Annotated in this window: 12 protein-coding genes and 1 tRNA gene; 9 read left to right on the top strand and 4 right to left on the bottom strand. The window is 45.1% G+C overall.

Annotation, left to right across the window (positions count from 1 at the left end; all coding sequences use genetic code 11):
- Positions 1–10 precede the first annotated feature (10 nt).
- On the bottom strand, positions 11–454 hold the full coding sequence (locus R2X38_RS02895; RefSeq protein ID WP_317520551.1) for a GrdX family protein: 444 nt from the start codon (positions 452–454) through the stop codon (positions 11–13).
- 346 nt (positions 455–800) lie between these two features.
- Between R2X38_RS02895 and R2X38_RS02890 the strand changes: the two genes are divergently transcribed.
- From R2X38_RS02890 to R2X38_RS02870, 5 genes are all read left to right on the top strand, one after another.
- Positions 801–892: transfer RNA gene (locus tag R2X38_RS02890), tRNA-Sec, on the top strand.
- A gap of 207 nt (positions 893–1,099) precedes the next feature.
- Positions 1,100–2,467 (top strand): L-seryl-tRNA(Sec) selenium transferase, encoded by a 1,368-nt coding sequence (gene selA, locus R2X38_RS02885; RefSeq protein WP_317520550.1) that lies wholly within the window; start codon positions 1,100–1,102, stop codon positions 2,465–2,467.
- The gene (selB, locus tag R2X38_RS02880; RefSeq protein ID WP_317520549.1) at positions 2,464–4,278 is read left to right on the top strand and encodes a selenocysteine-specific translation elongation factor; all 1,815 of its coding nucleotides are present in this window, start codon (positions 2,464–2,466) and stop codon (positions 4,276–4,278) included. The genes selA and selB overlap by 4 nt, the downstream gene beginning before the upstream one ends.
- A 229-nt stretch (positions 4,279–4,507) precedes the next feature.
- Complete coding sequence (locus tag R2X38_RS02875) at positions 4,508–4,765, top strand: YdcH family protein (protein ID WP_317520548.1); 258 nt, start codon at positions 4,508–4,510, stop codon at positions 4,763–4,765.
- A gap of 99 nt (positions 4,766–4,864) precedes the next feature.
- On the top strand, positions 4,865–5,155 hold the full coding sequence (locus tag R2X38_RS02870; RefSeq protein ID WP_317520547.1) for a carboxymuconolactone decarboxylase family protein: 291 nt from the start codon (positions 4,865–4,867) through the stop codon (positions 5,153–5,155).
- Positions 5,156–5,205: 50 nt separating this feature from the next.
- On the opposite strand, the gene R2X38_RS02865 is transcribed toward R2X38_RS02870, so the two are convergent.
- Positions 5,206–6,555 carry an ABC transporter substrate-binding protein gene (locus tag R2X38_RS02865; protein ID WP_317520902.1) on the bottom strand — a complete coding sequence of 450 codons (1,350 nt, stop codon included), beginning with the start codon at positions 6,553–6,555 and terminating at the stop codon, positions 5,206–5,208.
- Positions 6,516–6,956 carry an SgrR family transcriptional regulator gene (locus R2X38_RS02860; RefSeq protein WP_317520546.1) on the bottom strand — a complete coding sequence of 147 codons (441 nt, stop codon included), beginning with the start codon at positions 6,954–6,956 and terminating at the stop codon, positions 6,516–6,518. The genes R2X38_RS02865 and R2X38_RS02860 overlap by 40 nt, the downstream gene beginning before the upstream one ends.
- A gap of 223 nt (positions 6,957–7,179) precedes the next feature.
- Between R2X38_RS02860 and R2X38_RS02855 the strand changes: the two genes are divergently transcribed.
- Together R2X38_RS02855 and R2X38_RS02850 are read left to right on the top strand one after the other, a co-directional pair.
- Positions 7,180–8,568, top strand: a complete 1,389-nt coding sequence (locus R2X38_RS02855; protein ID WP_317520545.1) for a 6-phospho-beta-glucosidase — start codon at positions 7,180–7,182, stop codon at positions 8,566–8,568.
- 810 nt (positions 8,569–9,378) lie between these two features.
- On the top strand, positions 9,379–11,094 hold the full coding sequence (locus R2X38_RS02850) for an NAD-dependent malic enzyme (RefSeq protein ID WP_317520544.1): 1,716 nt from the start codon (positions 9,379–9,381) through the stop codon (positions 11,092–11,094).
- A 327-nt stretch (positions 11,095–11,421) separates the two neighbouring features.
- Here the strand turns inward: R2X38_RS02850 and R2X38_RS02845 are convergent, their stop codons facing one another.
- Positions 11,422–11,757, bottom strand: a complete 336-nt coding sequence (locus R2X38_RS02845; RefSeq protein WP_317520543.1) for a DUF3392 domain-containing protein — start codon at positions 11,755–11,757, stop codon at positions 11,422–11,424.
- Positions 11,758–11,980: 223 nt separating this feature from the next.
- Between R2X38_RS02845 and arfB the strand changes: the two genes are divergently transcribed.
- Positions 11,981–12,394 (top strand): alternative ribosome rescue aminoacyl-tRNA hydrolase ArfB, encoded by a 414-nt coding sequence (gene arfB, locus R2X38_RS02840; RefSeq protein ID WP_317520542.1) that lies wholly within the window; start codon positions 11,981–11,983, stop codon positions 12,392–12,394.
- A gap of 87 nt (positions 12,395–12,481) precedes the next feature.
- Complete coding sequence (locus R2X38_RS02835) at positions 12,482–12,931, top strand: hypothetical protein (RefSeq protein ID WP_317520541.1); 450 nt, start codon at positions 12,482–12,484, stop codon at positions 12,929–12,931.
- The last annotated feature ends 72 nt before the right edge of the window (positions 12,932–13,003 follow it).

Below are 13,003 nucleotides of genomic sequence, written 5' to 3'. Positions count from 1 at the left end.
GTACGGAGAGTTAGACAACAGCAGCTTGGTATTCAGCAAAACGAATTCCCATTGCGCTTAAGCTTGATTTGATGAGTTGCATGTCGATGAACTGGAAGTCGCGGTTTTGCTTCTCAGGAAATAGGCGATGAATGTCTGCGGCAGTTAATGTCATATGACTTGGATTGGGCTGACACAGGATTTGGTAGCGTTCGATTGCTTGCTCAATCGTATTGAGCGACTCCATGTCCAAGCCCTCTTGTTGATTAAGCAACACAATACTTCGGTACGGCGTTTCGTGCGGTTTAACGCTACCCGCGAGAGGATGCGAGACTAATCGTGCACCAAGGTGAATTTTGTCTCGCACTGACGTCAGTACATCCAGAATATGATCCCGGTGTGTAATGGTTACGTGGGGGGATAGGGTCGCAAGGCTTAAGTTGTTGCTGATAATTTCTAGTCTGTCGTATCTCACGTTCTTGTCCATTATTGTTTTAATATACCTCCGTATTATAGGTGTATTTTCAACGCACAAATTTGATCTTGCTGGATATTTTTTGCGAAAAATTGAGTGCTAAAAGAAATCTAATCGTTCAGATAAGTTAAAATATGGATAATGTTAATTGGCTGTAATTGTTCTGTATTTAAAAATGATAATACCTTAAAGTAGGGAATTATACAGAAGCGGAATAATGTTAGCTAACGCACAGTTGAATACATTTTGTTGCATATTGTTTTCACTTTGCCTGTAAGCTCACACAACAGCTAATTCAGGGTTTAACTCAATGATTATTATGAGTATATTGAATGCATCGAAACGCGGAAGTGGATGGGGTCTGGTGGCCCTCCCGGTCTTCAAAACCGACGTGAGCTGAATAGGCTTTGGCAGGTTCGATTCCTGCTCCTTCCGCCAACTCATTTCTAAACAATCGAAATTATAAAACATCGATTTTTCGTTTGTTTTATTCAGGGGTGAAAATGACAGCGGCATTTTAATACCACTGATTCTATATCAAGTCTCCATTTATTATTGTCCCTGACTTTTTCCAAGCCCTACTTAATTCATAACTGTTAGCATATTAGGTCTGACGGTTTTATTTTTAACTATCGGGGCTTTATCATGGCAATAAGCACCTTATCGTCAATTCCACAAATTGAAAAAATCCTCCAGCAAGCTTTCTTGGCACCCTTCATCGAGCGCTTGAGCCGCCCTGTAGTGGCCGATGTTGTCCGTGAGCAAGTTGCTAGTTATAAAAAGCAACACCTGCAAGATCCTGAAAACCATCCTTTTTCGCTTGAGCAGCTGTATCACAACATTGAGCAGGGATGTTGGTTATTGAACCAACAGCGTCTGCAGCGGGTTGTAAATGGTACTGGGGTCATTGTTCATACCAACTTGGGACGCTCGCCAATAAATGCTGAACTCTGGCAGCAGGTCACTGAGGTGAATACCCATTACAGTAATTTGGAAATAGACCTGAATACAGGCAAGCGAGGGAAGCGCAAAGGTCTGCTACAGCAATTGATGCAATATCTCACTAAAGCTGAGAACACGCTGGTTGTGAATAACAATGCCTCATCTATCTATTTGCTGCTGCACGAACTCGCCAAGGGGAAAGAGGTGATTGTATCTCGCGGTGAGCAAATCCAGATCGGTGGTGGTTTTAGGATCCCGGATATTCTTGCTTTATCTGGCGCCAAGCTGGTGGAAGTAGGTACGACCAATATCACTACCACACAAGATTACCTTGATGCCATTACCGATCAGACGGCGATGGTGTTGATTGTGCATACCTCTAATTTCAAGATCCGGGGGTTTACAGAATCTCCCGATGTCAAAGAGCTGGCAAGTGCACTGCCAGAGCATGTGATCCTGGCCGTTGATCAAGGGTCTGGGACAACAACCGAGCACATGCCGGATGAACCGACCGTAGCCAGTTATATCGACTCAGGGGCTGACTTGGTGTGTTACTCGGGTGATAAGATCCTCGGCGGGCCACAGGCAGGCATGATTTCAGGTAAGGATACTTTGATAAAACAGCTTGAGAAAAACCCTATGATGCGTGCTTTTCGCCCTAGCCGTATTGTGTATTCATTGCTTGAAGAGTTGGTGGTGAGAAAGCTCAATCAGCAGCCGGAGGGGAGAGGTGTCGCGCAAACCAAAAGCCATATTGCCCTTCCGTTGCTGGAGCAAAGCGCACAGGCGCTTGCCGATGGCTTTAACGACCACATTACGGTAGTTCAGTCGGAGATGACAGTGGGGGGAGGATCGCTGCCAGATCAGGATGCTCCCTCATGGTCGGTGCAGATCAACCCTAGCCAGCCAGCTTACCAGCGCTCACCAGAGAAACTTTTAGCCGTGATGAGACAATGGCCGCTGCCAGTCATTGGGGTGATCAAGCGTGACAAGGTTCAGCTCAATATGGCAACGGTAGATGCGTCCGAAATACCCTATTTGCGTAGCCAGCTGGCGGAGGTGTTGCTATGAGTTATGTTGTTGGCACGGCAGGACACGTTGATCACGGTAAATCTGCTTTGATTAAAGTCCTTACTGGGATAGACACAGCGCATTTACCGCAGGAAAAAAAGCGAGGCATGACCATTGATTTGGGCTTTGCTTATTTTAAACACCAGAATGGTGAGCCGGTTGGGGTTATTGATGTCCCGGGTCATGAACGCTTTATTCGCAATATGGTCGCCGGGGTATGGAGCCTCGATATGGTGTTGTTTGTGGTGGCAGCCGATGAAGGCTGGATGCCGATGTCGACTGATCACCTAAAGGTGATAGCCTCGATGGGCATTGAGAATGTCACTTTGGTGATCACCAAATCTGATTTGGTCGATGAGGATATGTTGGCCTTGGTCGAAGAGGAATCGCTGGAGCAGTTTCTCGATATTGCAGGCTTTATTCCCGATTCGATAACGGTGTCAGCCCATCAGGAAAAAGGGATAAATGGGCTGCGTCAGCATATCTGCCAGAAGCTTGATAAAACAGTAGATGAAGAGCGTGTGGATAGCGAACGTTATGGCCACTTATACATTGATCGTGTATTTACGGTTAATGGCGTTGGCACCACGGTGACCGGGAGCCTTTGCGGCGGGGAATTTGCTGTTGGCCAAAAGCTATACATGCAGCCTGGTGGGCGTGAGGTGCAAGTAAAAAGTTTGCAGTCATACCATCAGAATATTGAATTGGCCAAGCCGGTGTCGCGTGTGGCAATTGGCCTCAAGGGCATTAAGAAGAAAGAGGTTGAGCGTGGCTTTTGTTTGACTAGCCGCAAAGAGACGCCGTTTGTCACCGATGAACTGATTATCCGCTTAGATAGCCAGCTTTTTGAAAGCTCTTCACCTGGAAGGCAGTGCAGAAATAACAGCGAAGTAGAAGTCGCCTTTGGGACCTTCAATACGCTCGCCAAAATATTTGTTTTCAAAGGAACCAACCTTGCAAGGCTCCGCTTGAAACAGCCTGCAAGTTGCTTCTGGAATCAGCGAGCCTTGCTGATCCAACATGGCGGTAGCCGTATCCTTAACTGCGGAGCCATTGTTTGGTCGGGTGCCGTAGCCAAAAATCATCGCAATAAACTCTATGAGCTTCTAATGGCAATGCCACAGTATCCGGCATGGGAAGATTACGTCACAATCAATATGTCCCTCTATGGCTTTGCCAAACGGGGTGAACAATCGCTGGATGAGTCAGAATATAAGGTGTGTGGTGAGTGGCTGTTTACCGAGGAGTGCTATGGCCAAAACTATCAGCAGATTAAGACGATTTTAAAGCAAGGCCAAATTGATCTGTCGGCCATTGAACTTAGCGGCAAATTACAAATGGCAGTAGCTCCATTATCGGCTGTGCTTGATGAGTTGGTGCGAGAAGGCAAGCTGCGGCAATGCAATGAGCTTTATTCACTAGGTAGTGGGCAGAATGAAGCCCAGTTGTCGCCGACCGCCAAGAAGATCCTTGAGCATATGGAGCAAGCCGGTAAGCAGGGTTACGAAGCGGATAAAGAAAAAATCCCAGGAGCCCAGAAGGAGCTAAGAAACCTTGTCAGGCTTGGATTTGCAGTGCCGATGGAAGGGAAAATTTATTACCTCGCATCAATTTATGAAGGTTTGGTTCAAGACTTACTCCTTCATCGGCGGGAAGGGGAGCGTTTCGCAATATCAGAGGCAAGGGAGCGAACAGGGTTATCCCGAAAATATATGATCCCACTCCTGAACCGTATGGAGGCCGATGGTTGGATCAAACGGGTTGATAACGATAGGGAAGTACTGAAGTCACTAGATACAGAGTGCGCCTAGCTCAATGATAACTCTGTTGATCACAAATAACAGCCGACGTACTTGTTAAGCATCGGCTGTTATCTTTGCCATCAATATCATTACCTCAATACTGCCGGAAATATTCTTCTGGAAGCCGGTTAACAAGAGCAGAGAGCCATGCTTTGGGGCAGGATGTCGTGATATAGCACAGTTTTTCAAAGCAACTGACTCTATACTAGGTGTTGATCTGACTAATGAGGGAATGCCAATGCTAAATGAAAACCATGCGTTTATTTTAGATTTTCCAGAACTCAAATTAGATATTGTGCAACTTAATCACGATGATCCAAGGTTCAAAGCTGACCTGCAGCGTTACCACGAACTTGATTACAATATTCGCCAGTTGGAAATCTCTGGTAGCCCGATTGAAGACTCTAGTATGAATGACTTGAAACACCAGCGTATGGTGCTGAAAGATACGCTATATAAGCAGCTTACCCAGCATCATGAGCAGGCCGGAAAATAATCATAGTCATTAAATGATTTAGATCCATATCCTAGTATCTACGCCATGATAGTTTGAACAGAATGATTGAAAAAGGTAGCGACTATCAAGGAGAGATGAATGCTAGGAAAACACCAAGAAGCTTATGGTGCGTTTTATAGTTCGACGCATAATAATGAACACTTGGATACAAAAACGGAGCTATTGGTAGGGCTTGCTGCTGCAATGGCAATGAACTGCTTACCATGTACTAACTATTATCTAAAGCAGGCAAAACGAGCAGGGATCACCCAAGGTGAAGTGTCTGATGTGACAGCCAAGGTAATGGCGGTATCTGCCGGGCAGAAGAAGTTACAGTTGCAGGAAGTACTCGAACGTTATGATATTGATTTGAGCAGTTTTGCCAACTAGTCCGGCAAGCATTATTAATAGCAGGCGAGCATAAAGTTCGCCTGTTTTACTTACTCTTCATCCGACCAGACATTCTTTAAATCCGGCCAAGCCCAGTCGGTCATTGAGACCCCTTGTAGGACCCCTTGCCAGCGTAGGGTTTGCCGATGATGGATTAACGGTACTAACCAGTTTTCGTACTGCATGGTTGTGCCGATTGATTCCAGCTGTTCTAGATAGTCTTTAACTTCGCTCCGCTCGCGGATAAGGTTCAATTGTTGGTGAAGCCAGTTTTTCGCCTCGGAGGATAAACCACTGTGCAAGATGGTATTGGAGTAGAACCAACGGAAAACGGAAATCGGAAGGTTATCGTCAACATTTAAACTGGCTATGATGATGCTCTCTTCTAGCTCTCCTAGCGCTGCGCGTTCATGGAACTTGGCAAAAGGGTAGACATTAACCTTACTGGCGATGCCCATACGGTTTAGTTTATCGCTCAGTGCTTTAGCACAATCGAGGATGACCGTATGGTCATAGGCGGCGATATCAATCTGGCATGGAAGATCCGCTCCTTCTCCTTGCAGCGGTTGAATGTTGGTCCAGCTTGGCAACAAGCTATAGGCTGGCTGTGAGGCCAACAGTAACTCTGATAAGCCGTCTTGTGCTAATACCAGTTCCGGAGAGAGAACCTTACTCAGGTATTTTCTCTGGATGCTGTTTAGAGGTTTTTCGCCGCTATTCATATTAAACAGTAAAAACACACACCCGTTTTCGATGCGTGATTGCGTGCTGTTTTCCTCTGTACCAACCGTTTCCAATAATTGTTTAGGGGGCGGTTGTATGTTGCCGGGATCATTAAGTTCGCTACGTCCAAATTGGATCCGCTCACTTGGGGTATGTGCAAATTGCCAAATAGTGACCGTATCGGTTAAAGAGCGATGCGAGAAGTAGTGATCGAATGCTTGGAGACGAAGGCGCTTGTCTGATTGCTCGATAACCTGAAAGGGGCCACAGCCATCGACAGTTATTTTTGACCCTTTATGGAGTTGCGCTGGCGGTTGAATGGAATAGCGCAAATCTGAAAGTAATGCAGCAAAGCCAAGATCCGGCGTGTTTAGCTCGAAGGTGACAGATTGATGTGAAGCCGTCACTTTTAGTACGTGCGATAGCTCTTGTTGGTATTCCGGCAAACTCTGCAATTTGATAAATAACTCACTAATCAGCTCGGCATTAATCGGTGTGTTGGAATGAAATTGTAATTGAGGCCGGATATAAAATCGCCATTGCGTTGCCTCCTCGTTGCACTGCCAGTGATGGGCAAGTTGAGGCTGAACGTACCCGGTTTTATCGCATGTCGTCAGGCACGTATATACCTGCCTGACTAAAAAACGTTCACTGTTGCGTAGGGGCTTATGCGGCAACAAGTGGCTGAAAAACGCGGGTAGGTGAGTTGGATATGAAGCTGGCCTTCACGAAGGGTAGCCCCTGAGGTTTGTTGCAGTAAGGCGCTGAACCGGCTTTGGTCACCTTGCACCAAATCCATGGCTTTTTCATATTGCCCATTTGCAATCAAATCTTTGGCGAGTTCCTGCTGGAGCTCATTGAGTGAATAATGGAGCTGTAACACCGAGCGTTGGTTGCGGCCTACCTTTGGTGTCCAACTTAACCATCCTCGTTCCTGCAATGCTTGTAGCAGCGTCCGGCTGTGCCTTGGTGTGGTGCACAACACTTCCGCGACTTCCGCAAGCGACACCAGAATGTCTTGCTTACTGTCGAACGACAACAATCTAGAGTAATACTGAAATGCTCTTTGGTCTTTCATCAACTTTACTTCAAATCAGGAACAATAAGGTTAAAAAACTTCCTTATTTTAATGCCTGGGAGAGGTGGGTGCGAATAATTACCGAGATTTTTCTGATTTGAGGAAATATTATAGGCAAAAGGAACTCTTTTTCTTTTCCTTATATTTGAAGATACTGGTTCTATACCTAAGTGTCGGAGCGGGTATGATTTCAGTTGAAAGTAATGTTTAAATAGAGGTTTCTATGACGCAGTTTCCGAAAGATTTTCTATGGGGTGGGGCAATTGCTGCCAACCAGGTTGAAGGCGCTTATGATCTTGATGGCAAAGGACTATCGACGTCGGACATGCTTCCCTCTGGTATTTTGAGCCCTCATCAAACCCGGGAAGCGCGTACTGCGGGTATCAAGGATGTGGCAATCGACTTCTATCACCGTTACCCGGACGATATTTCCCTGTTCAAGGAGATGGGATTCAACTGCCTACGCCTGTCTATTGCCTGGAGCCGAATTTTCCCTAACGGTGATGAAAAAGAGCCTAATGAAGCAGGCTTGGCCTACTATGATCGAATTTTTGACGAACTTGCCAAGCACGACATCACACCGTTCGTAACGCTTTCCCACTATGAAATGCCTTATGCACTGGTGGAAAACTACGGTGGTTGGGCTGACCGTAAACTGATTAAGTTCTTTGAACGTTACGTACGTACGGTTTTCCAGCGCTATAAGGACAAAGTGAAATTGTGGCTGACTTTCAATGAAATCAATATGTCACTGCATGCGCCGTTCACTGGGGTGGGGTTGCATGAAGATGCCACTGAGCAGGCTATTTATCAGGCCATCCACCATCAACTCGTTGCCAATGCTAAAGCCGTGAAATTGTGTCAGCAAATCATTCCTGATGGCAAAATTGGCAATATGTTGCTTGGCGCGATTAATTACCCGTATACCTGCAATCCGGATGATGTGATTGCCGCCATGCATGAGAATAACAAGTGGCTGTTCTTTGGGGATGTGCAAACCCGGGGTAAATACCCCGGTTATATGCTGCGCTACTTCCGTGAAAATAACATTGAAATCGCGATGGAGGAGGGCGACCTTGAAGCCATTTCTCAGGCTTCCGTCGACTTCATCTCATTTAGCTATTACGCCAGCGGGTGTGCCAGTGCTGATCCTAAGCAAAAAGAAGTCGGCAACATTGTCGATAGTGTGCCAAACCCTTATCTAGAAAAAAGCCAGTGGGGGTGGCTCATTGACCCTAAGGGGCTGCGTATCCTGCTGAACTTCTTGTATGACCGATACCAGAAACCGCTGTTCATTGTTGAAAATGGCTTAGGGGCCCGGGATGAAATTGATAAGAACGGTGAGATCCATGATGATTACCGGATCCAATACCTCAATGATCACTTGGTACAAGCGCGAGAAGCCCTCTTGGATGGTGTCGAGCTGATGGGATTCACCAGTTGGGGGCCAATCGACCTTGTTGCAAACTCGACGGCTGAAATGAGCAAGCGTTATGGTTTTATCTATGTCGACCGCCACGATGACGGCACAGGAACATTAGAGCGTAAGCGCAAGAAGAGCTTCAGTTGGTACCAGGAAGTGATTGCAACGCAGGGCCGCTCACTGAAATAAATAGATGACGATGGCCACTAACAAAGCCTCATCATTTGGTGAGGCTTTTTCATATTTGTATTTCATGACTTTTGTCACTCATGCTGACATTTTTTTGATTTCACAAATTAAAATGCACTGCGTTCCATTTGTTTGTGTTGACATTGAGCCTAATGGCATGACGTTGATGAGTGTATGGTTTAGACACATCCTGGCAGGACAATGCCTGTTATCAATGTGAAAAAGTGAAATACTCATAAGTATTAAAATTGAGATATGCATTCCACGTAGATAAACCTTACGTGAACAAGACAGTAAATTTACATTCCCCTGAAGAATAGAATCAGGGCTGTGACATATTGAATATCGATTTATCTGAAAGAAAACCTACTGGTTGCTTGTATGTGTGATTATTGCAATGGGCGTCTTGTTCAAGTACGCAGGAATTGGATTCAAAAGTTGAAATTTAAGTCAATATGGAAATGTGTTGATTGCGGTAAGGAGAAAAGGCTATGAAAGATCAGAAGTTGGTTCGTGAAATTGTAAGGTCTAAGTCTATGAGCATATTAGAAAAAGCTAGAAAAAAGTACATGGTAAAAAAAACTTAAAATGAGATTATATTCATTTTTATGTGCTTCATGTAAGACATAAATAATGCCTGACAGCTGCTTTGGTAATTAGGATTAGTCTCTTGTTGCCATATCTGTATACTCATTTAATACAAGCTTTCAACTGTCACATTTTTCATTGTTTATAAGTATTACAATTTGTTGGCTTTCCGAACAGGGGAGCCAATGAATAACAATGATAATAATGTGAACGGAGGAATATATGACGATAGGGAGATACCTACGTTGGAAAGATGAGCATGGTGACGAATTCAGGCCAGTCTCTTTGACCGGTACAGAATTACTTAATGATCGTACTTTGAATAAAAGCACCGCATTCACCTATGAAGAAAGGGAAGCCTTTCAGTTAGAAGGTTTACTGCCACCACGCGTCCAGACTTTTGAAGATCAACTGAACCGAGTCTACGACGGGTTTCGCAATGCTTCTACGGACATTGAAAAATATCTCTTCTTGCGTGCCCTGCAAGACCGTAACGAAACCTTATTTTATGCATTGTTATCGCGGCACATAGAAGAAATGACCCCGATAATTTATACCCCAACCGTGGGTAAAGCCTGTCAGGAATTCAGCCACCGTTATCAAAAAGCCCGCGGCCTCTACATCACCGAAGACAACGTCGAGAATATGGATGAGCTGGCTCGTCATTTTACGGGTAAAGATATCAAAATAATCGTAGTGACAGATAGCCAGGGTATTCTGGGGCTAGGGGACCAAGGCGTGGGAGGAATGGGTATTCCCATTGGGAAGCTGTCTTTGTATACCCTGGGGGCAGGGATCCATCCTGCGCATTGTTTGCCGATTGCGCTGGATATCGGAACGGATAACCAAGATTTACTTGATGACCCAATGTATTTGGGGGTTCCACAGCGGCGTTTGAAAGGCGAAGCGTATAAGGCTTTTATCAAAAAGTTCGTTCATCAGGTTAAACGCAATTTCCCTAAGGCAGTTCTTCAATGGGAAGATTTCAGCAAGTCTAATGCCTTTGACAACCTCAATGATTATGAAGAGTTCTTGCCGTCATTTAACGATGATATCCAAGGAACAGGCTCTGTCGTATTAGCTGGTATTTTGGGAGCCGCCAAAATAAAAGGTGAATCATTAGCCGATCAGAATTATGTCGTTTATGGTGCGGGGGCTGGTGGGGTTGGTGTTGCCGATCAAATTTTTGCCGGCTTGCTTAAAGAAGGCTGCTCACATGCCGTCGCCCGGGACAGAATCTTTATTCTCGACTCTCAAGGCCTGGTATTTGATGACCGTGAAGGTTTGGACGAGTACAAGAAGCGCTATGCCAAACCAAGATCGCTTGCAGAGGGCTGGGCTGTTGCTGAAACGGGCAAAGTATCATTGACTGAGCTGATTGATAATTACCCAGTGACGGTTCTGCTCGGGACAAGCGGTATTGGTGGCGCTTTCAAGGAAGAGCATATCCAGAAAATGATGGAATATACCAAGCGGCCAATGATCTTCCCGCTATCGAACCCAACCGCAAACTGCGAGGCTCTGCCGGAAGATATCTATCACTGGAGTGATGGCCAAGCAATTGTGGCGACCGGTAGTCCGTTTGATGATGTGGAGCATAATGGGCATTCATTCCGCATTGGCCAAGGTAATAATGTCTTTATTTTCCCGGGTGTTGGCTTGGCTGCAATTGTGTCGCAAACCCGCAAGGTGACACTGGACATGTTCACTACTGCATCCTATGCGTTGGCTGAAATGGTTTCCGACGAAGATTTGGAGGCTGGTTGCGTGTACCCGAGAATCAGCAATTTGAAGCAAGTTTCTTTGCATGTGGCGACCCGGATCCTCGATGATATGAAGGCGAAAGATCCTAACTGCTCTCTGGCAGGCAAAGATATTGCCCATGAACTGGCTGAGCATATCTGGGAGCCGATTTACTTACCGTACCGCCGAGTTTAGCTTTCAATGTTAATTGCCCGGCTTTTGCCGGGCTTTTTACATTTCACGCCAATGATTTAGCATTTTGGGCCACTTTTCCATAAGCCGATCTGTATCTTAACAGTTACTGAACTTTCAGGGTTAATATGCTGTTAAGGATTGATTTTACTTGTTATTTCAAGCCAGTGGCAGCTCAGGAGGTTCGTATGCATATGTCGTGCTTTCTATCAAAACTAAAGCAACTACTTGTTATCTCATTTCTGGCCGTTTCAGGTGTCGGCTTATGGCTAATGATGATGTATCACATCTTCAGAATGGCGGCGTAATAGGCGCGGTGACTGAGGCTCATTAAACTTGTTGGCGATGGCGTTGTGCCCATATGCCAATAACAATGAACATTGAGATGACGACAGTGATAAGCCAGTGGTTAGCCAACTGGCTTAGTTGCTCAGATAAAAATGGTGCGGTGGTAACAATGAACAATCCGTAGCCAAACGCATTGATCAAAATAAAAATCATCGTTCTGATGATAAAGTTAGTGCCGATTAATTGCTTTCTCATAAATCGATTAATATCGGCAGCAAATATAACAAGAAGGCAAGTGACGGCTGCTGTTGATATGTCATCTGTCCAAGGTCTGATCCAGTTTCCGACATCAGCAATAAATGAAGTGATAATTTCCATAGGTTTCTATCCAGGTACTCGCCTGATAATCATATCTCAATGTGTTGAAGGTATATACTCAAGCTACTTCAAGATGCAGGTTCAGCGAGACTGCACCTTGAGGTAACTTGGGTATATTTGCTAAAAGCGACCAGAAATCAAGAAGGGTTAAATGAAAATTGGCTGAATAAAGAAGGTCAAGGAGAGGTATACTGTCTTTTGAATCCTTATAGATTGTTTTTTTATGATAGTGATCTCTAACTCTGTTCAATTAGGTGATTGGGAAGTTGAACTGACGGCTATTCGCGCTCAAGGGGCGGGTGGACAAAATGTCAACAAAGTCTCCTCGGCGATCCATCTTCGCTTTGATATTCCTCGCTCTTCACTACCGCCATTTTATAAAGAGCGGTTGCTTGCCTTATCTGATAGCAGGATCTCCAAAGAGGGAGTCATTATCATAAAAGCGCAGCAATACCGAACCCAAGAGCAAAATCGTGAAGATGCCTTGGAAAGGCTAGTGGCGCTGATTAAATCGGCTGTTGTACAGCAAAAGAAACGCCGGGAAACCAAACCAACTCGCTCCTCGCAGAAAAAACGAATGGATAAAAAAACACAGCGAGGCCAGACAAAAGTACTGCGTGGCAAGGTTAAGTTTTGACTTGTATAGCAAAATCAATGTTTAACACTAATGCTGTATTTTAAATAGCGTTACATTAAAAGCTAACGTTGTTTTATGGAGATAGGGATGTCTGATCTGAAAACCCAAAAGTTATTGCAGCTGTTTTATCGTGAATCTGAGCGGGTGAGGTTACTGGATTTAAATCAGTTGCCAGCCCCTGACGGCAATGAGCAGGATGAGCTGCAAGTCTGGTTGTCAGGCAAGCGTGACTTTTCTCTTTCAGAGCTCACCCAGCAGCACTGGATTAAAACATGCACGGCGGGCCATACTACAGAGTTGCTTCTTCATCCAAATGGTAGCCTAGAAGAGTTTACCTTGTTCAGGCGCCAGAAAACGACGGGTGAATGGCAACTAGTCAATGGCATGCTGGAGCTAACTATTTATAAAGATGAAAATCGTTATACCAGTACGGTTGTTGCCAACCAAGACAGCAGTATTCACTCCGCCATAGAGTACAAAAACGATCAGCTACATGCTTATTTGAAACTGGCTCAAACACGACCGCAACTGATTTAATCCGTAAATGTTGGCTAAATATGCATTTTTTCTGGAAAAGTATCATTGAAGCTGGTATCAGTGAATGTAACT

The organism is Photobacterium rosenbergii, assembly GCF_033022775.1.
In the GTDB taxonomy this organism is placed as follows: domain Bacteria; phylum Pseudomonadota; class Gammaproteobacteria; order Enterobacterales; family Vibrionaceae; genus Photobacterium; species Photobacterium rosenbergii_A.
This window is presented reverse-complemented; position numbering and strand designations above follow the sequence as displayed.